The organism is Pelagicoccus albus (assembly GCF_014230145.1).
Lineage (GTDB): Bacteria > Verrucomicrobiota > Verrucomicrobiia > Opitutales > Opitutaceae > Pelagicoccus > Pelagicoccus albus.
Genome location: NZ_JACHVC010000006.1, coordinates 344,630 through 369,572, shown reverse-complemented (window position 1 = coordinate 369,572; position 24,943 = coordinate 344,630). Strand labels below are relative to the sequence as shown.

Annotated in this window: 23 protein-coding genes, 2 tRNA genes and 1 other RNA gene; 5 read left to right on the top strand and 21 right to left on the bottom strand. The window is 52.1% G+C overall.

The annotated features are described in order from the left end of the window. The first annotated feature begins 65 nt into the window (after positions 1-65). Positions 66-857 (top strand): dienelactone hydrolase family protein, encoded by a 792-nt coding sequence (locus H5P27_RS05015; RefSeq protein WP_185659278.1) that lies wholly within the window; start codon positions 66-68, stop codon positions 855-857. Positions 858-917: 60 nt separating this feature from the next. Next, on the top strand, positions 918-1,985 hold the full coding sequence (locus tag H5P27_RS05010) for a metallophosphoesterase (protein WP_185659277.1): 1,068 nt from the start codon (positions 918-920) through the stop codon (positions 1,983-1,985). 3 nt (positions 1,986-1,988) lie between these two features. On the opposite strand, the gene H5P27_RS05005 is transcribed toward H5P27_RS05010, so the two are convergent. The 3 genes from H5P27_RS05005 to H5P27_RS04995 form a co-directional block, all read right to left on the bottom strand. Next, positions 1,989-2,501, bottom strand: a complete 513-nt coding sequence (locus H5P27_RS05005) for a hypothetical protein (RefSeq protein ID WP_185659276.1) — start codon at positions 2,499-2,501, stop codon at positions 1,989-1,991. Between the two features lie 74 nt (positions 2,502-2,575). Then, positions 2,576-4,066 (bottom strand): sensor histidine kinase, encoded by a 1,491-nt coding sequence (locus tag H5P27_RS05000; protein WP_185659275.1) that lies wholly within the window; start codon positions 4,064-4,066, stop codon positions 2,576-2,578. Further along, positions 4,063-4,734 carry a response regulator transcription factor gene (locus H5P27_RS04995; protein ID WP_185659274.1) on the bottom strand — a complete coding sequence of 224 codons (672 nt, stop codon included), beginning with the start codon at positions 4,732-4,734 and terminating at the stop codon, positions 4,063-4,065. The genes H5P27_RS05000 and H5P27_RS04995 overlap by 4 nt, the downstream gene beginning before the upstream one ends. Positions 4,735-4,901: 167 nt before the next feature. On the opposite strand from H5P27_RS04995, the gene H5P27_RS04990 reads away from it, so the two are divergent. Continuing rightward, positions 4,902-5,345 (top strand): hypothetical protein, encoded by a 444-nt coding sequence (locus H5P27_RS04990; RefSeq protein ID WP_185659273.1) that lies wholly within the window; start codon positions 4,902-4,904, stop codon positions 5,343-5,345. A 116-nt stretch (positions 5,346-5,461) separates the two neighbouring features. Beyond that, entirely contained in the window at positions 5,462-5,974 is a 513-nt protein-coding gene (locus tag H5P27_RS04985) for a tetratricopeptide repeat protein (protein WP_185659272.1), read from the top strand. Here H5P27_RS04985 and H5P27_RS04980 read toward each other — a convergent pair. From H5P27_RS04980 to H5P27_RS04895, 18 genes are all read right to left on the bottom strand, one after another. After that, positions 5,971-6,177, bottom strand: a complete 207-nt coding sequence (locus H5P27_RS04980; protein WP_185659271.1) for a hypothetical protein — start codon at positions 6,175-6,177, stop codon at positions 5,971-5,973. The genes H5P27_RS04985 and H5P27_RS04980 overlap by 4 nt on opposite strands. Before the next feature lie 131 nt (positions 6,178-6,308). Beyond that, positions 6,309-7,454 carry a DNA polymerase III subunit gamma/tau gene (gene dnaX, locus H5P27_RS04975; RefSeq protein WP_185659270.1) on the bottom strand — a complete coding sequence of 382 codons (1,146 nt, stop codon included), beginning with the start codon at positions 7,452-7,454 and terminating at the stop codon, positions 6,309-6,311. Positions 7,455-7,521: 67 nt separating this feature from the next. Then, an RNA gene (gene ffs, locus H5P27_RS04970) (signal recognition particle sRNA small type) lies at positions 7,522-7,620 on the bottom strand. 111 nt (positions 7,621-7,731) lie between these two features. Further along, positions 7,732-10,323 carry a bifunctional lysylphosphatidylglycerol flippase/synthetase MprF gene (gene mprF / locus H5P27_RS04965; RefSeq protein ID WP_185659269.1) on the bottom strand — a complete coding sequence of 864 codons (2,592 nt, stop codon included), beginning with the start codon at positions 10,321-10,323 and terminating at the stop codon, positions 7,732-7,734. Further along, positions 10,316-11,122, bottom strand: coding sequence for an alpha/beta fold hydrolase (locus H5P27_RS04960; RefSeq protein ID WP_185659268.1), 807 nt, complete (start codon positions 11,120-11,122; stop codon positions 10,316-10,318). The genes mprF and H5P27_RS04960 overlap by 8 nt, the downstream gene beginning before the upstream one ends. A 115-nt stretch (positions 11,123-11,237) precedes the next feature. After that, positions 11,238-11,924: a hypothetical protein gene (locus tag H5P27_RS04955; protein WP_185659267.1), complete on the bottom strand. Its 687-nt coding sequence runs from the start codon at positions 11,922-11,924 to the stop codon at positions 11,238-11,240. Further along, a complete protein-coding gene (locus H5P27_RS04950; protein WP_185659266.1) occupies positions 11,921-14,971 on the bottom strand; it encodes a hypothetical protein in 3,051 nt (1,016 codons plus the stop codon). The genes H5P27_RS04955 and H5P27_RS04950 overlap by 4 nt, the downstream gene beginning before the upstream one ends. Continuing rightward, positions 14,968-15,918 carry a PulJ/GspJ family protein gene (locus H5P27_RS04945; RefSeq protein WP_185659265.1) on the bottom strand — a complete coding sequence of 317 codons (951 nt, stop codon included), beginning with the start codon at positions 15,916-15,918 and terminating at the stop codon, positions 14,968-14,970. Before H5P27_RS04945 ends, H5P27_RS04950 begins: the two co-directional genes overlap by 4 nt. Further along, positions 15,915-16,394, bottom strand: a complete 480-nt coding sequence (locus H5P27_RS04940; protein ID WP_221774609.1) for a type II secretion system protein — start codon at positions 16,392-16,394, stop codon at positions 15,915-15,917. Before H5P27_RS04940 ends, H5P27_RS04945 begins: the two co-directional genes overlap by 4 nt. Then, on the bottom strand, positions 16,378-17,094 hold the full coding sequence (locus H5P27_RS04935) for a pilus assembly FimT family protein (protein ID WP_185659263.1): 717 nt from the start codon (positions 17,092-17,094) through the stop codon (positions 16,378-16,380). Before H5P27_RS04935 ends, H5P27_RS04940 begins: the two co-directional genes overlap by 17 nt. After that, positions 17,091-17,633, bottom strand: a complete 543-nt coding sequence (locus tag H5P27_RS04930) for a prepilin-type N-terminal cleavage/methylation domain-containing protein (protein ID WP_185659262.1) — start codon at positions 17,631-17,633, stop codon at positions 17,091-17,093. The genes H5P27_RS04935 and H5P27_RS04930 overlap by 4 nt, the downstream gene beginning before the upstream one ends. An 85-nt stretch (positions 17,634-17,718) precedes the next feature. Then, positions 17,719-18,840, bottom strand: coding sequence for a protein-glutamate methylesterase/protein-glutamine glutaminase (locus H5P27_RS04925; RefSeq protein WP_221774608.1), 1,122 nt, complete (start codon positions 18,838-18,840; stop codon positions 17,719-17,721). Positions 18,841-18,940: 100 nt separating this feature from the next. Further along, complete coding sequence (gene trpS / locus H5P27_RS04920; RefSeq protein WP_185659261.1) at positions 18,941-19,906, bottom strand: tryptophan--tRNA ligase; 966 nt, start codon at positions 19,904-19,906, stop codon at positions 18,941-18,943. Positions 19,907-19,967: 61 nt separating this feature from the next. Then, on the bottom strand, positions 19,968-20,645 hold the full coding sequence (locus H5P27_RS04915) for an LbetaH domain-containing protein (protein ID WP_185659260.1): 678 nt from the start codon (positions 20,643-20,645) through the stop codon (positions 19,968-19,970). A gap of 102 nt (positions 20,646-20,747) precedes the next feature. After that, a tRNA-Gly gene (locus tag H5P27_RS04910) sits at positions 20,748-20,823 on the bottom strand. Between the two features lie 46 nt (positions 20,824-20,869). Then, positions 20,870-20,945, bottom strand: a tRNA-Gly gene (locus H5P27_RS04905). 122 nt (positions 20,946-21,067) lie between these two features. Beyond that, on the bottom strand, positions 21,068-22,432 hold the full coding sequence (locus H5P27_RS04900) for a sigma-54-dependent transcriptional regulator (RefSeq protein WP_185659259.1): 1,365 nt from the start codon (positions 22,430-22,432) through the stop codon (positions 21,068-21,070). A gap of 59 nt (positions 22,433-22,491) precedes the next feature. Continuing rightward, complete coding sequence (locus H5P27_RS04895) at positions 22,492-23,661, bottom strand: sensor histidine kinase (protein ID WP_185659258.1); 1,170 nt, start codon at positions 23,659-23,661, stop codon at positions 22,492-22,494. Between the two features lie 170 nt (positions 23,662-23,831). On the opposite strand from H5P27_RS04895, the gene H5P27_RS04890 reads away from it, so the two are divergent. Continuing rightward, entirely contained in the window at positions 23,832-24,923 is a 1,092-nt protein-coding gene (locus H5P27_RS04890) for a hypothetical protein (RefSeq protein ID WP_185659257.1), read from the top strand. The last annotated feature ends 20 nt before the right edge of the window (positions 24,924-24,943 follow it).

Here is a 24,943-nt window from a genome sequence, read left to right as displayed (position 1 = left end):
GTATCCATCAGGTGGCGCAATTTCTGGCACAGCCAGCCCGTTACACCTTCCAACCAACTATGCCTATGAAATTGATCCTCAGCCTACTTGCCACCTTCGCCCTAACCTCTGGTTCCGCCTTCGCGGAGCACCATTTCGAAAAAAGAGTCGTTCTCTACGAACTCGATGGAGTGACCTTCGAAAGCACCATCGTCTACGAACCGGACAACGATGAGGTACGCCCCGGGATCCTTATGGTCCCAAATTGGATGGGGCCTACAGAAGCTTCCTTGGAAAAGGCAATGAAGATGGCTGGGGACGACTACTTCGTGATGATGGTCGATATGTACGGCACAGACACCCGTCCGACCAACGGCAGCGAAGCTGGAGCGGCAGCGGGCAAGCTACGGAGCGATCGCAATCTCATGAGAGCCAGAGCCGCAAAAGCTCTCGAAGTATTCAAAGCTGAAGCTGCCCCCCTCGGATTAAATGTGAAAGAAGTTGCGGCGGCCGGATTTTGCTTCGGCGGAGGAACGGTTCTCGAGTTGGGCAGGACAGGCGAGTCACTGGACGCAATCGTCAGCTTCCACGGAGACCTGATTTCTCCCACCCTCGAAGCGGACGCGGCAAAAACAACAGCAAAGGTCTTGGTCTTGCACGGGGCTGACGACCCGTATGTTTCACAAGAAGACGTGGAAACCTTCGTATCCACAATGCAAGACACCGAGGTGGATTGGCAGCTCGTTCAGTACAGCGATACGGTCCACAGCTTCACAAACCCAGAAGCGAATTCCGATGGATCCCGTTACAATCCAACCAGTTCCAAACGTGCCTTCGCAGCGATGCACAACCTCCTCGAAGAGCTCTGGGACGAATAGACGAACAGACTTTGCGCAGAAGGACGCCAGCACTTGCCTGGCGTCTTTCTTCTTTCACTTATGGCCATGCTACTCATCCCCATCATTCTGGGGCTAATAAACTACTATCTTTTCCGCGTAGCGGCAGCCGCCTATCCAGGGCTAAGCGTCTTTTTCGCCACCGCGATTATCCTCCTATTTCTTTCGCTGTTTGTAGCGATATTTTTGGAGAAGAGAGGAAAGCTCGCCGCATCGCTACCGTTCTCATGGATTGGATACACTTGGCTCGGCATAACTTGCATCGCATTTAGCCTATCTGCTTTAAGCGACCTTGTTCAGCTAATTACAGTTAGCTTCAACGACAGAGCACAATTTCTATTCGTGCTCATTTCGACCGTAGGACTCAGCCTCTGGGCAGCCTTCGACGCAAAACGCGTTCGACTGCGGAAAATCAGGCTTCGTAGCCCCAAGATTTCCAATGCCAACCATTCCCTGCGTATCGTACAGATATCCGATCTCCACCTTGGTGACAGCAGTTCGATCGCCCACACCCGGAAATTGGTGGATACAATCAACCAGCAAAAGCCAGACATCGTTGTATCCACTGGAGACTTATTCGATGGCTACCTCGAGCTCATGGCGCCCTTTGTCGATGCCTTGAGAAAGATTGAAGCGCCATTAGGCAAATTCGCTGTCTCTGGGAATCACGAGGTGTATGCAGGACTCGACCAAGCCTTGTCTTTGACTGAGCTGGCTGGATTCTCGGTTCTTCGCAACGGATCGTTCCCCGTGAATTCGCAGCTGACTGTCGTCGGTGTTGAAGACCCCGCTTCGGAAATGAAGCCAGACGAAGAGTCTGCCCTCTCAACGCTCTCGCGTCTTCCCTTCCACTTGCTTTTGAAACACCGCCCTGCCTTTGATCCGGAGAGCGCTGGAAAATTTGATCTCCAGCTATCGGGTCATACGCATGGCGGACAAATCGCTCCCTTTCACCTGCTGACAAAACTAGCTTACCGAGCCAAACCTGGCCTAACCGAACTAGCGTCACACCAGCATCTATATCTAAGCCGGGGAACTGGAGCGTGGGGGCCGCAGCTCAGGCTCTTCGCTCCTCCTGAAATAGCTGTGTTCGACCTAACGGCTGGCTAATTCCTAGAAGCCAGACTCGAAGGGAACGACATCGTAATTGATCGTCCGATACAACTCTCCGTCCAAAAAGATCTTAAGCTCATAAACGCCAATTGGATCGTCTTCAGAGAACCAAAAGGGGCTAGAGAATATCTCCCAATGCATTTCGGAGGAGGAACGGATTAACTTGCCTCCTTCTAGCACCGTATAGGCCTTTTCCAGTTCCGGACTGATGCTGATGGGCTCCGGGAAGCGGATCTCGTATTGGGCCATGAAACGTTGGCCATCCTTGCGAATGATTTCGAAACCGTGCGCATAGTCTCGATCTACGTTCTTGTAGATGTAGGTCGTCTCCGCATAGACGCGATAGTTCCCGCTCGGACCCGGTGTCATAACGCCAAATTTCGACGTGTAGGCTGACTTCTTCGATTTTCCAAATCCGGATGGGCCGGAGAAGATGAGAACAAGTGCGACGAACAAAAAGCGGAAGAAACCGCGTCGCCCTAGACGATGTGAGCTATTAGCTGGATTACGCATCGTTAGCCAACCCAAGTAAAATCGGGGCTGGGGTCAATACGGGGAACGCCAAATTCACTCTCCTTCGCACCATATCAGGAGCTCGGAAGCTCGAAGCGGACCTTCAATTCATTCTCCTCGGTTCCTTCAACCAATGAAAGCTGGCCCCCCTGAGCTTTCGCGAACTCCAAGGATAAGCTAAGGCCGAGGCCCGTACCATCCTCAGATCGACTGCGGGAGTTGTCCGCCCGGATAAAACGGTCAAAAAGACGAGAACGGATATCTGCTCCTAAGGCCTCGCAGCGATTTGAAACCTCCACCCGCAACGAGCCCTCCTCTCGCTGCAATTCGATCAACACCTCACTGCCCTGTGGGATTCTGTATTTCAGCGAGTTTCCGATGAGATTATTAAGAATCTGGCGGGTCAGCGTCTCGTCGCATTTCGCTGTGTAATCGATTCCCTTTTCGTACTCTAACCGAATATTAGCTCCCGGATCATCCTCACTCGCCAATTCAACAAGATCCTCCGTCAAGCTACGTAAATCCACCCGTTCAAGCTGAGTTTCCAGAGAGCCAGCATCCGCCTTCGCCAAAATAAGCAGTTTCCTTGTAATGGATTTCAGGCGATGCGTCTCTTCCAGCAGGCCGCCCAATAACCGTTGTTGCTTGGAGTCGTCATCGGCTTCCTGCAGGGCGACTTCAAGCTGACCTTGTAGGATCGCCAAAGGAGTCTTCAACTCGTGGGCCGCGTCAGCGCTGAAACGAGTAGCCTGCGTGAAGCTTCGATCCAAACGCTGCAACATGAGATTGAAATGGTCTATCAGCGAAGCAAATTCGCTGTAAGCCCCCTCGTTTTCCAGACGTGCATTGAGACTTTTAGCAGATACTTTCTCGATGGCAGTAGACAAGCGAGCGACGGGACGAATCGCTCTCGTAACAAAAAACCAAATACTGGCAGCCATCGCCAACAGTGCGATGGGGAAAGCGACCGCAAACGAACTCCTCATCAATGCTGTGTCGCGACGAATCTTTTCGTAGTTTACAGCGGTCAGTACGTTGAAGCCGGGATAAGTTGCCACCGACACACGCCATCGCTCTCCGTCGACTGAACTCTCCACAAAGGTTGAACTGAATTCAGGTCGGCCTAACGGAGCTCCATTTCGCCGTGACTTCCCTCGCGGAGGACCTCCCTCCGGTCCTGGTCCTTCTGGCTCCATTTCTAGATAACCATTTGTCGCCGGTAAACTTGATTGATCAGGAAACAAGGCTTCGAAATCGCCTTTCGAGGTCAGTAAGACAGGGTCTTCACCCTCCTCTACGATATTTCGTGTTCCGTAGGATGCCACCATGGCATCGGAACCTAAATGCCTTTCCAGCTCCTGACGCACATCTTCCCCGGCACGATCCCAAAACCACTTATGGTTCGGGGGAAATGGTAAACGTGCCACAAACAAGGACAAAGACTCGTCGACCTGACGAAGCTTCATTTTCTCAAAAGCGATGTTACCCGCTACACCAAAACCAAGCATCACCGCCCCTGCGATGATCGTGGTCCAGAGAATGATTCTAAGCCGAAATGACTTCATGCCTTTTTCATCCGATAGCCCGCGCCACGCACGGTTTCGATAAGCTGAACGTCGTGTCCCGCATCGATCTTCTTCCTTAATCTCTGTACGCAAACATCAACTACATTCGTACTAGGATCAAAGTCATAGCCCCAAACCTGTTCCAAAATCTGGGTACGCGTCATCACGCGTCCGGGAGACCTCATCAAGTATTCAAGCAAATTAAATTCTCGAGTAGTAAGCTCTACGATTTCACCTGCTCGTTTCACTTCCCGGTTTGTAAGGCTGACAAGTAGATCCTCGACTTGCAGCAAACTTAAGGACTGCCCACTTGACCGACGGTGAACGGCTTGGATACGGGCGACTAATTCGTCCAAATAGAATGGCTTGGTCAAATAGTCGTCGGCTCCCAGATTCAGGCCCTCCAATCTCTCGTCTAATTCGCCTCGAGCCGTAACCAAAATCACCGGCACCGTGTTTCCTCCTTTGCGTAGCATTTTTAAAATGCTTAAGCCATCGCGCCCGGGAAGCATTATATCGAGAACGATCACATCGTAGCTTTGGCTCGTGGCGTGCAGATAGCCGTCATTTCCATCTTCCGCGAGTTCTACGACATAGCCCTGCTCTCTAAGTCCTTTAACGACAAAGTCTGATATCTTTTTTTCGTCCTCAACGAGCAGTACCTTCATAGTCCCAATTTGGCCTTAAGCAGGGCGACAGGCAAGATTGCTATTCATTACAATTTTGTAATTCCAAGTGTCATATTCCCGTAATCTCCAAAGGGTTAACTAGGACCACACAAAACGGAAAGACCGAGTCCAACCGTTCCGCTACCACAAAACAAAAATCTAACGTAATGAAAACAGCACTACTGACCCTATCACTTCTCGGAAGCGGCATCCTCGTCGCAAACCTCAACGCCAAACCACAACGCCCGGAGCGCCCTGACCCAGAAACCGTTGTCGTCGACCTTTTCGAGTTCGATGCTGACGAAAATGGCAGCCTCAACGCCACCGAGTTGGCAACCGGTTTTGCAGAACTTCAAGAACGTCGAATGGCTGAGATGGAAGACGCTCAAGCCGACGAAGATGCAGATCTGCCACCACCTCCTCCTCAGCGCAAGAAAGGCAAGCGAGGCGCTATGGATCCAGAAGAAATGGCCGCCGGACTAGTGGAAGACTTTGATACAGACGGAGACGCCGAGCTCGATACCGCAGAGCTTTTGGAAGCTGTCACCGCCACTCATTCACGCGGAAAACGCGGTCCAGGAAGGGGGCCTCGCGGTACAGATAGCGAATAATTTCTTAGGTTTAGACATCTACGTACGATCGGGTCCAGCTTTGGCTGGGCCCTTTTTTTCGTTGTGCCAAATCATTGCCAATTTCGCAGCAACCGCTACAGTGTTCGCTTTCCAAAATGCCAAGCGAGCGAGATCAAATCCTATTCAAAAAAAGCTTAACTTACGCAAACGGCTATCGCGAACTCGGCATGTTCGACGAGGCCCTTGCCGAATTGGAGAACATAGACGAAATGCTCTCCTGCAAGAACGAGCTTCTTAAAATGCGATTGGCCATTTTGATGGAAGCCCAACGCTGGCAAGAAGCCCTCCCGACTGCCCATCGTTTGGCGGCCAAGGAAAGTTCGGACCCTGGAAACGTCGTTAACCTCGCCTACGTAACGAGGCGTTCGAGCGGGATTGAGAGCGCTAAAACGATCTTGGAGAAAGCGGTGAAACTTTTTCCGGAAGAGGCTATCATCCACTACAATCTCGGATGCTACGCCTGCTGCACCGGCGATACGGAAACGGCTATGAAATACCTGATCCGCTCCTTTCGCCTTGATCCAGAATACCTTGAAATGAGCCAAAAAGACGAAGATCTGAAGTCGATCCGCGAGTGGCTGAAGCTCAATAAGTCAAAAAGCCTCTAGCGAATCTTCTTAGGATTAACCCGCTGCACTTTCGAAAGTTTGGCTCGAAATAGCTCCTCCATCAAAACTCTCGTCTTCTCTGGAATTCGCTTTTCCACCGCTTCTAATTCCGGCAATTCCGAACCGTCATCCGGCAAAATGTCCTCCTCGAGGATTGGCATAGTCGCTCCCAACTCTTCGGCCAAATCGAAGTCGCTAGGCATATCAATATAGCCGTCGTCAGATTCGGACTCCTCTAACGGAAATGGGCTCTGCTCTGGAGCGCCAACTGGCAATTGCCGTTCAGGCGCGGGGGCAATCTGCTTGGTGACGTATGGCTTACGCTCCGGTACCGTCAGTCGTTTTTTTTTTCGTCAGCAGTCTCCGGCAGATTCTCGGCGATGCTGGAAAGCTCGCGAATCAAACCGTCGATCGCCCGGGCCCGGCACTCTTCCGAGGCTTTCAACAAAGCGACCTCGAAGTTAACCTTTTCGCTCAATCCAAATTTTAGGCCGGATTCACTTTGACGCAAACTGTCCAACAAACGGGTAAGCGACTCGGTGCTCAACTCTTCGCCTAGGCTAGTGGTCTTACCTCCTCCACGAACTGCTTCGAGCAGAGCCTGTCGAACGCGAGCCTGCAGGTCTACGAGAGCACGATAAAAATCCTGTCCAGAAGCGTCAAATTGGTCACTGAGTTCCAAAAGGCGCGGGTGATTTCCGGTCGCAATCGAGGTGGCGAGCTCGTTGATGTGCTCTCCACTAACCAGTCCGTATACCTGCAACACATCAGGCTCGGTGATTTTCGTTCCGCAGAAAGCGATCATCTGGTCGAGAATGGACTGGGAATCACGCATTCCTCCGTCCGCCAAGCGGGCAACTGCCTTGAGTGCATCCTCGTCTGCTTCGATTCCCTCCGTCTTGCAGATCAAAGCCAAGCGCTCCCGGATCAAATCTTCGGGGATCGGCTTGAGATCGAAACGTTGGCAGCGGGAAACGATGGTGGGCAAAACCTTGTGAGCTTCTGTAGTGGCGAACACGAATTTCACGTGCTCAGGCGGCTCTTCGAGAATCTTGAGCAAGGCGTTGAAAGCGCCTGTGGAAAGCATGTGCACCTCGTCAATGATGTAGACCTTGAACTTGCCCTGACTCGGAGCGTACTGAGCGTCGTCTCGCAAGGCGCGAACCTGTTCGACGCCATTGTTCGAAGCGCCATCGATTTCGAGCACGTCCATACAAGTACCCGCCATGATCGCTTTGCAGATCTCCGAGTCTTCGGGAGGTTCCGAGAGCGGCCCGCCTTCGCAATTCAGACACTTGGCGAAAATACGGGCAGTGGTGGTCTTTCCGGTGCCTCTAGGCCCTACAAAGAGATAGGCGTGAGCGATACGATTTTGCTCTATCGCATTCTTGAGGGTGCGAACGACATGGTCCTGACCGACCACTTCGTCGAACTTCTGGGGACGCCACTTGCGGGCAATTACCTGATAGCCTTGGCTCATTTGTCGGGGAAAACCGCTCTGGCGACTCATCCCGTGACGACCGCCTTGCCGTTTCAAAAAGAAAAAAGGTGGCCAGGCACCCTACGGCGCATGTGAAACGCGACTACCGTTGCTACCTTCCGGTCCTGGCGGGATTCGCCCGTCCAACATCGCATAGGACCTGGCCGGTGGAGAAGCTCGACGCTGTCGCCCTTTGTTTCAACCCCTATTTTTAACAAATTTCGATCCCACCCGGGGAACTCGCTTTTCTCCTCAACTTGTCCTCTCGGACGAGCCATCAATTCGAGCCATGGAAACCTGCCGGAGCGGATGGGCTCGGACGAGAGGAGACCACTCGGGTCAAATCTGCAGTCACAAAAGGCAGACGCCAACTGCTAGGGCTCGCCACATAGATGGGTTCCCACTCGGGGCTGAATCGTTCCTTGTAGGAACGGATCCCCTTAAAGCCGTAAAAGTTTTCCCCGTGATTGAAGACTACATCGAGGAGCTTGTGGGCGAAGGGAACGCTGTTTCCGACCGTGATCCCCGAAAGCGGAGCAACTCGTAGGTCGAAAAATACGAATCCCTCCTCCTGAGACCATTTGATAAGCTCTACGAAAAGAAACTCCATCACGCTAGGCGGAGCATCATTCGAGTAGCGCATCAGATCGATGGATATCTCCTCTTTGGAGCGAGTTTCCCAAACGTTGGTGAATGCGACGATTTTTCCTTCAACGCGAACGACTGCGATGCGGAAGCGAGCAAGGTAGCTCTCATCGAAATAACCCAAGGAGAAGCCCTTTTCCCGCGCCTTCTTAGCAGCAAGCCATTCATCCGAGATGGCTTTCAAGGTTTGCATTTCAAGCAGCGCCTCTTCCTGACTGAGCATCTCGAATACGCAGCCTTTCTTGGCAACCCGCTTCAGGCGCGAGCGCATGCTTTGACGCTTAGAACCAGTTAATGTGAAGTCCTCCAGACGAACGCGAGCCACCTCTCCGACTTTGACCGGACGCAGGCCAACGTCGACGTAGTTGAAAAGATGATCCTTGCTGGCCTGGTAGAAAACGGGTTGGCCGCCATACTCTGCCGCCAGCTCGCGAAAAGAGGTTATCAGATTCTTGAATGCTTTCGGGTCCCCCACCGGATCCCCCATCGATACCCAAGTCTTTCCGCTGATGCGGAACATGATGAACGCGGTTTCCTCGTCATTGAAATAGAAGCGCTTGTCCCCCATTAAGGCCAAGTTTGAGGAGGCCACGGGGCTTGATTCCAGAATGCGGTCGACCGCTTCCTTACATTGCCAATAAGGGGTTCCGGCGATCGGCTTCACCGTATGGACGAGCTTGTAGAAACAGAATAGCAAACCGGCCAAAGCGATCCCGAACGAGGTTCGCAAAAAGCGGCTTTTCTGTCCATCGAACTCGAAGGCCCACCAAGATTGGTTCTCGTAGGCTCCGTGGTGATACACAAAAACACCCAAATAAATAGTACACGCGACCGCCACTAGGACAGCGATAAGCGAGCCAAGGTCCATGTTGAGATCTAGTAACGACGAGCGTCTGTAGAAGTATCTACGGCAAGGTGTCAGCACAGCCCCCATGGCGACCAGAGCGAGAAAAGCTCCCATTCCATCTCCTCGCAAGAGGGAGAGCGGAGCTCCGATCGAAAGCACCAGCAGGGTAAGATAATAAGAGCTGTCTATCTTGCGCTTGATTCCGTAAGCGAGAAAGAGAAGGGCCAACCCCATGAGACTCACGGCAAAATGCGAGAGCTCTACAAACATTCCTGGCATCATCCCTTTGAGCCATTCCGAGTGAAGAGAATTGGACGGCAAAGAACCGGCAAAAAGCATGATCAGACCGCCGAAAAAGATAAGAGCCGATAAAACTCTGGGAGCAATCACGCTAAGCCAGGTCTGTGCCTTTTCCATGCGTGGTCCGGCTTTTCCAACGAAGGACTTCCCTTCCAAAGCCGCAAAAAGAGCGCACGCAACCAACAGAGGTAGCAAAAAGTAGATTGCTCGATACACAAGCAGTGCAGCCAGCAGTTCATTGTCGCTCGCAGCCGTGGGAAGAAAGAGTAAGAAGACCGTTTCAAATACGCCAATTCCACCCGGTGTGGAGCTCACAAGGCCTCCAAAGAACGCAATACAGAAAATGCTCGTGAAGGCGAAGAAACTCAGATTGTCGTCGGGGATGAGAAAATAGAGGGCTGTCGCCGCGGCTACAGTATCCAATACAGTAATACCGATCTGGCCGACTCCTGTTTTCCACCCGGGCAAGGCGAGCTCGCGTCCTTTGATGGCTAGCTTACCTTTCGAGAACCGACATGCTAAGATGTAAGCCAAGCCGGCCAGCATCATCAGAGCTCCCAGCGGTTTGACCAAAGCGTCTGGGATCGGGTACGCCCCGTCAAAACGAACATCCGTAAAAAACAAAGCCGCACCCGCAAGCACGACAAGCCCCAGCCAAAAGCTCACCGAAGCAAAAACGATTAGCTTGGCAATATCGCTAGTCTTGTATCCCCAACCTTGATACATCTTGTAACGAACTGCAGATGAACTGACAATGGAGAGTCCTACGTTTAAGCTAAGCACATAGCTGTAGAACGAGACGAGCATCGTGCGTTTCCAGTTTTGTCGATTCCCGATGTAAATTTGCCCCAGCCAATCATAACCTGCCATGAGCAGATAGCTGACAGCGGTAAATCCGATAGCGAACGCGACGGCCGACCAAGAGTAGCCTTTCATGGCCGCGATGACGGTACGATAGTCGAAGCCAGAAAGGTTTTTGTACAAGAGGTACATCAGTCCGGCGACCAGCAGAATCGCCCCAATCGTCATGAGCGACTTCTTGGCGTTCAATTTAGACTTTGCGCTCAATTCAGACATTTTCTGCCTCCAATCTTTTGAAAATCGAAACGATTTCATCCGCGATCAATGCCGCGTGAGTCTTGGGCAAAGCATGCCCAGCTCCCTCCACTTCCACTAGTTTACCCGCTGAAAGCCGATCCATAGCAAATTGAGAATTGGCCATGGGAATCAGTCGGTCTCGCGTTCCATGAACAAAAGTCACTGGAAAATCGAACCTGCCCCAAGCTTCAACCAAGCGAGCGAGGTGCTTGCTGACAGCAGACATCTCTTGGGCGGATTTCAAAAAACGATCAGGAGTGAACAGCGAAATGGGAAACTGAATCAAAGCGCGGTGATACCAACGTTGTTGCTTCTCAAATGGGCTTAGAACGCCTGAAATCAAAACCATGCCGGAGAGTCGGCCGGACTCGACCAGCTTGTCCGCTAAACCGAGCGCCAAAGCAGCTCCATAGGAGTGCCCCACCAAAACGAGGTTTTCCTCTTCGCTCCCTGTTCCATCGAGCAAGCGGGCAAAACTCTCGATTTGGGTGGAAAAGTCCTGATTCGGAACGATCGCGGAATTGTCTCCAAACCCGGGACGATCAAATGAAATCGTGTCGCTCTCGATCCCTCTGACCGACAGCTTTTTGAGCACGAGATCCCAATCCTTGGATAGCCCGGGAGTCCCATGCAGAAAAAACGCCAGCCGACGACCCGATTTGACCGAGTGCAGATACGCGAATTCCTCGCCGATCGACAAAGCGGTGTTTTGGCATTGTGACGAAGCGAGATCGGAGATTGAGAGAGCTGAGGGGTTGGTTTCGAAATTTTGACTCATGGAGCGTGGCTTTACTCCCTAGGAGAACCTAATCCACTAGAGAGCTTACTCTATCGGCACCTATCGCTCGCTCATTCAGTCCTGCAAGATTCGCTCAGCCGATTTTTCACTGTTTTTACCATAGATTCAGCACTCTCACCCGAAACGAGCCTTCTTCCCGTGGCGGTTTGATCAGGAGGAGCTTAGGGTGATTTCCGTCGACTCTGTATTGGCTGGAATAAACGCTGCGTTTTTCTCCCTGCCAATTCACTCGCAGACTTAAGGGAAGAACGCTCCAAACATCGGGGTCGAAGTCGAAAATCGGCGAGAAATCCTCGGGCAAAACGGCCGAAACATCGCCCAGTTTGAGCTCCAGTTCCGCTCCGCTCAAGTTGAGAAACCGTACCGAACCGGCTTTCCATTTTTCAGACGACTCATCGACCGAAAGGATCTCGTATTTTCCCGCAGTCTCGAAATCGGAAGTTTCGAAAAACACGAACAAAGCTTTGTCAGCCCCCGCGGGCCATCTTGCCCGACCGAGTTCAACCCTCGTGAGATTGCCATCTTTCGAAGCTTCTTCACTGAAAAAAACGAGCGACAACGGCCGCGTCTCGAGGCGATAGAGGCGAGATCTTCGGTCCGGATAAAATCCGAGCTCCACGACCGTTGGCTCCGATTCGGTCTCGTTTTCGAAGCATATCCCTTCAAAAAAGCCATCTCCAAACCCTAGGACTCGAAATTCAGCTCCGTCCTCCTGCCCTTTCACAGATAGGGCAGAAATCAGAATCCAGATAGGGAAAAACAGCTGAAAGCAGGTCTTCATATTTCAGAGGGCGAAAGCCATCGAAACGCCACCACTTCAAATTTCCTGCCCAGATTCGAGTCATCGAGCTCTTCGGAGCTCCTCTGCAAAATCGCTTCGCAATACGCTCTAGCCCAGACTCTTTCTTCATCGGAAGGATCAACCGCATCGCCGTACGCCCGAATCAAAAAAGTGTCGCTGCGCACCGAGAGGTAGGGCCCGATCATATTGAAAATCGTAGATTGCCTGAACTCCGCCGGACTTCCCTCGACCACCCATTCCTCGTTGAGGTCCAAATCCGCAATCGCGGTCGAGAGCACACCGGAATCCGCAAATTCCTGCAAGGAGCGAAACGGGCCGGCTCCGGATTGCATGTATTCTCGGATACGTGAAACGATCGCCTCTGCTAAGGCATCCACTTGGACTTCCGTCAAAGCGACAACGTTCTGCTTGAAGCTCGCTCGAATCGCATCCGCCGAGCCGGTGTCAGGTACTTCATCTTCATCTTCAACGAGGGCAAAACAATCTTCACCTCCAAGCGGCCAATTAAAGAAGAGATATTTATCATCTCCAAATAGGACACTCCAGTTACCTAGCTCGCTGGATTTGTATCCTTTCAATAACGACGCCCAAGCGTCGATCGAGGTAGAGTGAACATTGAACATGCCTTCTATTTCCAAGCTGGAAGCCGGAATTTCCAAAGGCTCGGCTACTGAGTCGATATCCGGAAGCAAATCGCTCAGCACAGCATCTGCCTTGGGTACATAACCGGTATTTGGCAAAATCAGTTCATCGTCGAGTGGGCTGAGATTCTGCGGGATCGTGGAAAAGAAAAACTCATCCATCAGATAATTGAAGGAGTTGCCCACATCCCCTAGCGAAAGCAAAGATCCGGGGCCAGAAGAGGCTCCAGAAAGAAGATAAACTGAAACGAGCTCCTGCTTCGGCAGGGGCGAAACGGGTACGTCCAAATCGCTGCTATCGATGTATAAAGCTGGATTTTCAAATGAAGCCTTGTCGAGGGGATTGAAGCCTAAAATGTGGTCGCTTCCTGCGTATCCAGACTCTCCGGACCCATTGGCATCACGATAAGCATAAGAATCTGTGCTTCCTCCAGATCCAGGATCCGTAAGAAACGCGGATTCAATCGGTTCCGTTGCGAAGGGATCGTACCCAGAAGCCGGATCAAACACTGAATCCGAAATCTCCCAACCAAACCCAAAGACTGGTTTGCCTTCAGAGGTCGGGTCATTGTGAACGAAACTATCTAAAGAGAAATTATGCTCCAATGTGTACGCTTGGAGAAACTGTTCTCCCGATTCGTCCTCCAAAAACAAGTCCACCTCCAACGCTGCTTCTACAAATTCACTGCCATCTGCAAAATTCAAAACGAGGGTGGACGGGGTTTCTGAAAGCTCTACCGTTCCTAAGTCGAAAACAACTCTGTCATCGCTGCCCACATACTCAGGTCCCCAAGCTAAGTCATAAGAAGAACCTACAACACCGGAGGCTCCATCTTCTGGACCAGAGTATGCAGTTACTTGTCCCGGTCGTAAATCTGTCTCATTATTTCCAAAATTCTCGATAGCGAAAACGAATGAACCTGGATCACTCTCCGCTAGAGGATCTGTCAACTGAACCCTCTTAATCTCACTCGCAGTGTTTTCCAGGCCTACAGACAACTCTGGTAGGCCAGAGACTTCCACCAGCAGACGCCCTGCTCCTAGACCTATAGGACTCGCGAAGGGGTTCCATAATTCGAGCCATGCGGCCACCGAAACATAAATTCTATATTCGTTTCCAGTAGGCGTCACCTGGCTTAAATAAACCGAGTAGTTCAAATTAAACTCTGTGATGATAGGGCTTATCGAACGCGTAAGGACCTCTTGCCCTTCCACAAAACGGTGATCGCTGTATTCAGTCGACCCATCTCCTCGAATTGGATAGACGTTCTGCACAACCCCCATTGACGAAGGCATCAATGCACGCCCCAAGGCTGCGTAGGGCAGCAACTGCTCATCATAATCAGTATCCGAAGTTTGGACTAGCAAAGACAGATCCTTGCGAAAACCGCCCGATTCCGAATCAATCACCAACCCACGGGATAGCGGAGTAAAATCCTGAAAATAGCTCTCGAATTCGGCCTGTGTTAAACCATCTAAATAACGCTCTGGTTCATCGCTGGAGCCAAATCGTTCGCGAAACTGCAGATCGCTTCCAAAAACGTCTATACGTTCAGGATTAGTGGGCAAAGAGGTACCATCGCTGTAGGTACCAACGCCTTCGTAATCCGTATCCACCAAATCGACCGAAGTCGTCCCATCAATCGCTGGCTTCGTTAGGCGTAACCATCTGAGGCGGTGCCGACGCGAGGTAGTATAATCATAATCCTCGTCCAACAAAGCCTCATCAGTCTGATCATAGAGTGCATAGCTTGCCTTTGTTCCTAAGTCGCCTACCCAAAAGGCATAGCTACCAATTGCTCGCGAATCCGTAAAGCCCTCGACCGAGTCCATATGTATTCGTTCTTTAGGCACGCTTACCCCTAGCTCCTCGGCAGAATCTCCCAGAGTCCCTTCTCCTAACAAAACAACCGAGGCCTCGTAATCGTCAGACAAAGGATCTGCAGCATCCCCCGCGTCCGCTCCATTGAAATCGCTGTCGATAGGTCGCGTTACCAGCCATCGTTCGGTTCCGGAGACATCGTTGGCTGCCGTCCAAAACGCTTGGGAAAGACCTCCTTCCGCATCGGCAGAGGGAGATTTGAAATCATCCGATGTATTGCTCCGATACACGTCCGCATAATAAGAGACGGAGCGATCTGGCCCCATACTGGCTTGCAATTCGGCAATCGCCATATCCATAGCCGCCAGAGCATTCTCTCTCGCTAAACGGACTCGCTGATCGTAGTTGGCCGAAGCAGTCTGTAGTCTAGAAACAACGACAAGCGAGGCCCCAAGTAGAAAGACGAGCCCTGCCAAGGCGGCTACCAAAATAATGGCAAAGCCACGACGAGAACGGCCCGACGTCTTCTGGTATGAGAACAGACTCTCCAATCTTTTCATCATCCGCCTACTCCTTTACCCCGCCGTCTGATCATACGGGAATACACTCTGGCATGATCCTCCACAATCTCCTCGTAAGTGAGCAGTCCCTCCCCGTCTTCGCTTTGACGAAGAAGGTCCGCACCCACGTCATCTAATACTCGGACGAACACTTCGATCACATCGGGATAACGAATCGAGTAGTCATTTCCATAAGCAGTGCTCGCTAAATGTTCACGGTAAGAGTCCGACAGAACGCCACTTCCGTTGGCCGGAAAGATCAGCCTCAAGCCTCTCGGAGAATCCTCATTTCCCGGAAAGCTGTCTTCGAATACATAGAGCCTTACACCAAAATCGATTACGTCTTCGAGGATAACCGCATCAAGCCTCGGACTTTCAAGGGCACTGGATGTGGTGCCGATTGCGTATTCGCCGAGTGAAATATCGAAGCCACCTTCTAAAGTCCGATCCATTCGGATAAGAGACCGATGCAAGAGATAGCTGGATACGTTTGAATCTGAAAACGCTGGACGCCTTATAATCTGATAGCCTACCGCATTGAAGGTAGGTGAAGCTGTGAAGAAACGCAGCCATGAACCCGCCCAGCCATAATGATGGTTCTCGGGATCGAAGTGCACTTCCGCCGGACGCCCAGCACCCTCGGCTGACACATTGACCCATCTGCCTGAAAAGTCGTAATTGTAGAGATCTCCTCCGGTCTTTGAAATAGAAGATACCGCAAACATAGGCACCCCTCTCTCCGCAAAGAACGCAGATTCCAAATCCCCAGCGATCGTGTCTAAGGCAATTTGCGTATCCAGTTCAGTACCTACACTACCCTCCGTATGCCGCCAAAGCTTAGCGAGATTGGTTGCGAACGAGAAAACGAACAAAGCAATCACCGAGGTGATCGCTAAAGAAACAATCAGTTCAAACAAGGTAAAACCAGCCTGTTTACTCGCTCTATTCATTTTCTGAATACGGAGCTAAAATGCATCTGGTTGCGTTGCTCATCTTCCGAGTTATTTGGCCAGGATACTTCATAGACCACTAAACGATAAGGCAGAGTGGAATCATAATCGTAATTTTCCGGCTCCTTCACGAGGATACGATAATACTGATCATTCTCAGCGTCATAGCCGCCGCCACTGGACTCGATGTAGCGCAGGTCCTCGCTAGCCATCATCTCAAGAAGCACTCCAGTTAGGTTCGACTCAGCAGTCAAAATATCGAAACTCCCGATCGTATCTAAAGCCCTTAGCGCTACGTCTATTTTTGTTTTTAGTGCCGAGGCCTTACCTACCGTTAGCTGCGCTTTACTCTGCCCCACCGCCATCGTCGCCAAGCCAACCGCAGGGATGGCGATCAACGCCAACATTGCCAGGGCTACGATCACCTCGATCAATGAGAAGGCTTCCTTAGCGACAATCCTAGCTTTCAACCTCATCATCCACTAGCTCCGTTTCTTGAGTCTGATAGCTGGAACCGCTTTGCTTGAAAGCTATGGCGATAAAATCCGCCGCTGATCGAAAAGCCACCTTGCTGCCATCCCAGTTCCCTTTCGCAAGTACTAGCTGGTTGGAAACCGGGACCAATCCACCACCTCCCCACTCTGCGCTCGACAGCCTACCATTAGGGGAAAATTGAATACACAGCCAACTCGTCCCCGAATCTTCGCTTACTTCATCTTGCAAAGGGTATTCGTAATCGTAGATCGCGGAGTCGTCAGATTCAGTATTCGTTTTCCGGTAAATCGACCTGCGACCCGTTGCCGGCCAATCGCTCGTAAAGCTTACCGAGCCGGATTGGGGTACCACGTATACCCCCTCTGGCAAAACAACTCCCCGTTCGACTGCTTTCCAGTAACCTTGATCCGACGCTTCAATGACAACGCCGACCTTTCTAAGATAGGAACTCGCATCACTTTGGTCCAAACTAATAATCAACCGAGAGTGGACGCCATTCGTGATGGCCTGAGTGCGGGCTATTCGTACCATGGAATGGAGCATATCGGCCGCCTTCTCCAAAGACCGCTCATCCGTGCCGCGAGCAATTGACAGAAAACCTGCCGCCGCGATGACGGTAATAACCGTCAGTGTCACCAAAAGTTCGAAGAGCGTGAATCCTGATTTTAGCCGACCTTTCATGGAGCTAGAATATCATCCTCCGTGTCAAATTCTCCGTCGGGTCCTGCTGAGTAAAGTTCGTATCCAAACTTCACCCACTCATCTGAATCAGGTTGGTAATCGTAAAAGTAAGCCTCCCCCCATGGATCTACGATCCAATTCGACTGCAACTCTGATATAGGCAAACCTTTATTGGCGTACTCAAGTATCGCGGAATTCAACATAACTGGCAGGTCAGATACCGCTTGATGGGCTGGTCCGATGCGACCGAACAAGGCGTTTAAAAGGTATTCTTCCTTTGTATCCACATCACCTAGACCAACATACTCCGTCGGAATTCTTGGGTAGTCCCCAAATCGAGCTCGATACTTCTCCAATCCTTGCTGGATGACTTGCATGTCCGCTTCCGCCCGACTGACCCTAGCTCCTTCGCGACTATTCAGCAAGAAGCCCAGACTCACCGATACGAGGATGCTCAGAACAACCATGACCGTAACAATCTCTAGCAGCGTAAACGCTTGGCGAGAGTGGGCCTGACTGTGAGCAAAATTTGGATTCATCGGTATACTTGGATTTATCACATCCAGCCCCTTTTTGTCACCCCAAGCAGGCAAGTTAGGATTGGCCGCGATCTCGCGGTTTTGGTTAGCGGGTGATTTTCGCCAGGACTCGAGCCGAGATCTTGTCCAAAGGCAGCGTTTCGCAAACGCCGCCGTGCTTGATGGCTTCGTTTGGCATGCCAAAGACTACGCAAGACTCCCTATCTTGAGCGATTGTGAATGCTCCCGAGTCGCGCAGCTCCTTCATACAGGTGGCTCCATCATCTCCCATGCCGGTCATTATGACTCCCACCGCGTTTTTACCCGCACTCTGGGCGACGGATCGGAAAAGGATATCAACAGAAGGACGGTGCCTGCTGACCAAGGGACCATCGCGAACTTCCACCGTGTAGCGATTCCCTGACCTACGAAGCATCATGTGGTGCGAACCGGGAGCTACCAAAGCGACTCCGTTTTCCACCACATCTCCGTTGCGTGCCTCTCTCACCTTCATAGGACTGCTAGAGTCTAGACGGCTGGCAAAGGACGCGGTGAAACCTTCAGGCATATGCTGAACGATCACCACTCCAGGCGAATTCGCCGGCATAGCATCCAAGAAAACTTTAATCGCATCCGTGCCTCCGGTGGATGCGCCGATAGCTATTATTTTGGATGGGGTAATAGGAGCTTGAGCGACGCCGCTTCGCAGTGGCGGCAAAACTTCATCAGGGGAAAGTTTGGCTCGCGGCGTTATGGGAGCAGGCGGAGGTCGATGGTCGGGCCGACTGGATATCATGCTGCCCGAACGGGATCGAAAACGGGCAATCGCCGCGGAGCGTATGACATCGTGGATACGCATTTCCAGTTCATGCATCACTTCCTTAGTCGCAGCTCTCGGCTTGGCAATGATGTCTATTGCCCCGTTTTCCAGACACTCCACTGAAGCGCGAGACCCTTCCTCCGTGTGACTGGAACACATGATCACCGGCATTGGGTGCTGGATCATGAGTTTCTTGAGGAAGGTTATGCCGTCCATGCGTGGCATCTCGACATCCAGAATCATTACGTCAGGCGTGTTCCGCTTCAGTTCCGCCACCGCTTGGAACGGATCTTGGGCAGTGGAAGTGACTTCCATGTTCTGCCCGCGGTTGACGATGTCCGTAAGAATGCGCCTCGCCGTCGACGAATCGTCGACAATCATCACGCTGATTTTAGAAGGAGACGCCATAAAAGTTTGACCAGTAAAGCCTACGACAAATCAACAAACGCAAAATACAAGCATACACTTTCGCGTTCTAGAGATTTGCCGCTCTGGCGAGCCAAATCCGCTACTCCAAACCGCAAGCGACACGAGCCCGCTTGTTAACCACGGAGGCAATATTACGAGCCTTTTCCGCCCCTTCGCGGAGGACTTGATCGACGAAATCCAAGTTGGCGAGCAGCTCTTCACGCCGTTTACGGGCGTCGGCAAAATGCTCCCAGTAACATTCGAAAAGCTTCTTCTTCACGTGCCCGTAGCCATAGCCGCCCGCCTTAAGAGCTTCCACGGTTGCCTCGTAAGTTTCCTTGTCCGCGACGTGCTTCAGGATTTGAATCGCGTTATTCTCTTCGGCGTCAGGTTTCGGTTCATCCATGCCACGGCTATCCATAACGATGCTCATGATCCGCTTCTTGATCGCCTTTTCTTCACCGAAAATGTCGATGGTGTTGTTGTAGCTCTTCGACATCTTGCCCCCATCGATTCCAGGCACCTTTGCGACGTCGCCGCGTATGCGTGGAGCGGGTACTACGAAAGTCTCGCCGTAGAGATCGTTGAACTTGTTTGCCAAGTCACGGGTCACTTCGACGTGTTGCTTCTGATCCTGGCCAACGGGAACTACGTCTGCGTCATAGATAAGAATATCCGCCGCCATGAGAACCGGATAAGCGAAGAGGCCATGATTTGGAGAAATGCCTTTGGCGAGTTTGTCTTTATAGCTGTGACAACGCTCCAACAAGCCCATCGGACAAACGGAGGACAGCATCCAAGAAAGCTCCACGTGCTCTGGCACATCGGACTGCTTAAAGAGGACCGCCTTTTTCGGATCCAAGCCACACGCTAGGAAATCAATGGCCACACGCTGAGTATACTCACGACGCAATTTTGCGTCCGTAAGCGAAGTCATGGAGTGGTAGTCCGCGATGAAATAGAAAGCCTCGCCCTGCTCTTGCAGTTCGATGGATGGCTTCATCATGCCGAAATAGTTGCCTGCGTGAAGGATGCCTGAGGGCTGGATGCCGGAAAGAATTCTCATGTCAATTTCGATGGGGAAAGCAGCGGGGTTTAGAAGCTACCGCCTCCTAGATCAAGCGAAACTAAACCAAGCGGGGTAATGCGACGCCCTCGCTCTTACTCATATAGAGCTGATCAGGCAGCAAAGTACCCTTAAAAGACGTCAATGGCCCGACCAATGAACGCGGCCCAATCACCGACCCTGGGTTCAAAACCGAATTGCAGCCCACTTCCGCATCGTCCCCCAAAAGGGCCCCGAACTTGCGAAGACCAGACTCTACTTTGCCGGTCTCGGTCTCGACCTTTACCAGCTTCTGATCAAGTCGCAGGTTGGAGAGGATTACACCGGCCCCGAGGTGCGAGCGATTGCCCAGCACAGAATCCCCGATATAGGAGAAATGCGGAGTCTGCACGCCCTCCAGCAGGAGGCAGTTTTTGTACTCGCAGGAGTTACCCACCACCGAACGGGCTCCGATGATCACATTTCCTCGGATGTAGGCACCCGGGCGGATCTGCACCCCTTCCCCAATCCAAGCCGGTCCCTCGATCGAGCAAAAGGGAGGAAGCTCAACTGACTCGTGAATGTAAACTTTGCCCGTAACAGATACGCCGGGAGGGACATTCTCGGGAATCTGCGCATCGAAACCCGAGGCAAGGGCGGGCTTGATCTGACCAATCCACTCCCAAGCTGGGGCTTCGGGATCAAAAAAAGATCCAAATGGGATACTGGCGGGAAATTCAAAAAGTTCGCTGGCTTTCACTAGCCTCCATTCGATGAGCAAGGCTTCTCGGAGTCTAGCTAGAAAACGCCGGCATCCGCCCAGCAAAAAGCCCCGCCAGAATAACTGGAGGGGCTAAAAAAGTGGAGCGGGCGAAGAGATTCGAACTCTCGACAGCCACCTTGGCAAGGTGGTGCTCTACCAACTGAGCTACGCCCGCATGATAATGAGTTTTCCAAATCGCCAATCGAGACCGAAAGGAAAAATGGAGCGGGCGAAGAGATTCGAACTCTCGACAGCCACCTTGGCAAGGTGGTGCTCTACCAACTGAGCTACGCCCGCCTCATTAAAGAGGTGCGTCAGAATCTATTTCAGCCCCTTCAAGTCAATAGAAAATTCCGCAAAAATGACAGGGTCGAAATTACCGCCTCCAAGCGACAGAAAAACCTCTCGGGCGGAGTTCGCTAGCGATCGACGACATCGAGTTCCGGCCACTGCTGGAGCTTGCGGTGCAAGGTCCGTCTGGAAATTCCGAGCAAGGCAGCAGCACGAGTCCGATTGCCACGCGCATCCGCTAAAGCCTCCCGTAGCAAACGCTTTTCGTTCTCTTCCTTGTCCAGCGGGGAAACGATCTTGCCCGAACCATCCACCGAAGGTCCCTCACCTCTAAACTTCGGTTCCAAATCATAGTCGTGGATGACCCCACCCCGATGCAGTACGACCGAGTTCTCGGCGAAGTTCCTCAATTCCCGGATATTTCCGGGCCACGGATAACGACGCAGAGCTTGCATGGCACCAGGTTCGAAGGTCGGCGGATCCATGTCGTTCTCCTTGGCAAACTCATTGAGAAAGTGGGTTAAAAGCTGCGGGAGGTCTTCGGCTCGATCCGCAAGCGAAGGCACTTCAATTTGTACCACGTTGAGTCGGTAATAAAGGTCCTCTCGAAAATCCCCCTTCTTCACCATTTCCAATAGATCCCGGTTAGTCGCAGCCACCAGCCTCGTATCCACCTTAATCGACTTGGAACTCCCCAAACGCTCGAAAGTCCGCTGCTCGAGAAACCTCAGCAACTTCACCTGGGTCGCCAAATCGATTTCGCCAATTTCGTCGAGGAACAAGGTCCCTCCTTCCGCCATCTCGAACCGTCCGATCCGTCGTTCCATGGCCCCAGTGAAGGCCCCCTTCTCGTGACCGAAAAGCTCGCTCTCCAAAAGGGCTGCCGGCAACGCCGCGCAGTGCACCGCGATAAATGGCCCTTTGGAGCGATTCGAATTTTGATGGATGGCTTGGGCAATCAGTTCCTTTCCGGTACCCGTTTCCCCTTGAATCAAAACGCTCGCCCGCGAGGGAGCTACCAGCTTTACCCGTTCGATCACTTTCTGCAGCTCAGCCGAATTCCCCACGATCCCAGAAAAGTTGAACTTCACGTCCAGCCGCTCATGGAGCTGCTCGACCTCCTTCTCCAGATTCTTGGATTTCAGGGCCCGTTTGATCAATATCTCGAGCTTCTCAAGGTTGACCGGCTTGGTAAGAAAGTCGTAGGCACCCCGTTTCATGGCCTCCACTGCGGAATCCACGTCGCCATAGGCAGTCATCATAATTACCGGTGGGCGATTGGGCAAACTCAGAGCCTTGTCGATTACCTTCATGCCGGATTTGCCAGGCATGCGGAGGTCGGTCAGCACCACGTCAAACAGCTCGGAATCCATCAGGGTGAAGGCCTGCTCGGCATCTTCAGCGAGATAGATGTCATACGTGTCCTCGAGCATTTGCATCAACCCTTCACGGGTGTGGCGCTCGTCGTCAACAATGAGAATAGTTGGCACCATAGTGCCTCAAATCAATCCAAGATTAGCCTCAGGTCAAGTGTGCAATATTGACTCACACCTCACCCCTCGAGCATGCGAATCTTTCGATTTCTCTTTGGTAGCTCTAGAGTTACGACTGTCCCAACACCCTCTTGGCTATCTATTCCGACTAAGCCACCATGTCCCCTCATTATTCTCTGCACGATCATGAGTCCTAAACCGGAACCTGTCTTTTTGGTGGTGTGATAGGGCTGAAAAACGCGGGAAAGTTCAGACTGGCGGATGCCTGAACCAGAATCGCCGAAGCGTAGATAGATTTTTTCCTCATCCGCCCGCGAAACGATTTTCAGGGCACCGCCGGGACGCATGGCTTCCATGGCGTTTTTTATGAGGTTAAAAAACACCTGCTTCATCTGATTCCTATCCGCTCTCACGATCGGAGCCTCCGAAACGACCTCCACCTCTACAGTGATCCCACGATCATTTAATTCGGACCCAACCACCTCCAGCACCTCTTCCAGCACCAGACTTAGGTCGAGAATCTGGAAATCGGGCTCTTGCGGCCGGATCGCCTCCAGGAAGTTTTTGATGATTCCATCCAGTCGGTCGACTTCCCCGCGGCAAACCTGGAGAGAGTTCGACAGCTTCTCGGAGCTCGGTGAGGCTTCCAATTTGCTCAGAGTCCGCTCCATTAACTGAAGGTGGATGGTTAACGAATTCAGCGGATTGCCCAATTCATGGGCGACTCCCGCCGCGAGCAACAGGATGGAAGCGATCTTTTCGGACTCGATGGTTTCCTCTTTGCTGATCTTCTCGCTCGTGATGTCCGAGAGCATCACCACGAACTGCTTGTCCTCATCTCCCTCAGATTCCTTGAAAGGCAGGAAGTACATCCTCACGTAACGCTGCTCGGGATAAGTGAGCTCCAACTCTCGGGAACTGATGGAATCTCGCAGCGGCTCCCCCTCCTCTAGCCCCAAGGAATCGCGCAAGCCGGGTATAAGCCTCCAGAGAATGGCCGACCCCATATCGCTCTCCTTCAGGCCAATCATCCGACGTCCAGACTCGTTCGCATAGCGAACTTCCCCGTCTTCATCCACCACAAGAATGCCTTCCAACGCCGTATTGAAAATGGTCTCCAAGTACGAACGCTCACGCGCGAGCTTCTGCGCAAGGTTTGCCAAATTTGTCGCGTCGAGTGTCTCGATGCGTCCGAGCACCCGGTCGAGGTATGATTCTTTCTTAACCATCTTACTTCAGCTACGAAGGTCTTAAGAGCAAGACAGACGAACATGGCAAACATTCAGTCCGAAGGCCGGTTTTTCACTCACAGATCAATCCGTAAACGCGAGATAAGCGCGAAGGGGCCGGTCCTGCTTGATTTATGCAATTTAACACCCTTATCTCTCCCGCGATTCCTATGAGATCCCGTTTGAGCCTAATCTATATCGGCGTTTTGACCACGTCGCTCATTCTGCCTGCCGGTTGCCGTAGACCCGAGGTACAGATTTACGACACACCTAAAGACACCAGCGAGAGAGCCCGCCCCCTAGCTGAGCTGTCTGCTCCGAGCGATATAGCTGACGCGCTAACCTGGAGTCCTCATGCGGGCTGGAAAGAGCTGCCGCCCACACAATTCAGAAAGGGCAACTATCTCTACAACGACGAGGCAGGAGCAGTAGAAATCACGGTGACCTCTTTCCCTGGATCCACCGGTGGGCTGCTCGCCAACGTCAACCGCTGGCTAGGACAAGCCTCCCTTCCTGCTGTCGACGCGAGCCAACTTCAGAAAATGACTTCGGAGATGTCTCTCAGCTCAGGCGCGAGCGCTACTATCGTTGATTTGAAACCATCGGGCGAAACCGAAGATTCCACTAGCATCTACGCGGCCATCATCCCGTTCATGGGCCAAAGTTGGTTTTTCAAGATGTCCGGACCTCGAAGCACCCTGGAAAGTCAAATCGAGCCTTTCCGCACGATGATCGAAGCCATAGAATTTGGCGGGCCAGCCGCCGCTGCAACCAGTGAAGCCCCTGGGACAGAGGACGCTTCCCACTTGGGCGATCTGGTCTTTTCCACTCCACAAGGCTGGACTGTTTCCGAAGGCAACTCGATGCGGATCGCCAGCCTAGCCATCATTAAGGAGGGCTTCCCCGCCGCCGACTTCTCGATAACCTCCTTTCCCGGCGACACTGGCGGCCTGGTTGCGAATGTAAATCGCTGGCGGCGTCAAATCGGTTTAGCCGACTGGAATGCCTCCCAAGTCGAAGCGGCCGCCACCAGGATGACCAATCCATCCGGACTGGAATTCACAATGTTTGAACTGAAGTCGGATTCCGAAAACGACGGTAATGCCGACAAAGAGACAATCTTGGTCGCCATAATGGAAATGGAAGGACGGTCCTGGTTCTTTAAGCTGCGAGGTGACGCCCTGCTCCTGGACATTCAAATGGACAAGTTCAAGTACCTGCTGCAATCGGTTCGCTTCAGCCACGAAGGGCATAACCACTAGTCGAATACGTTACACCAAGA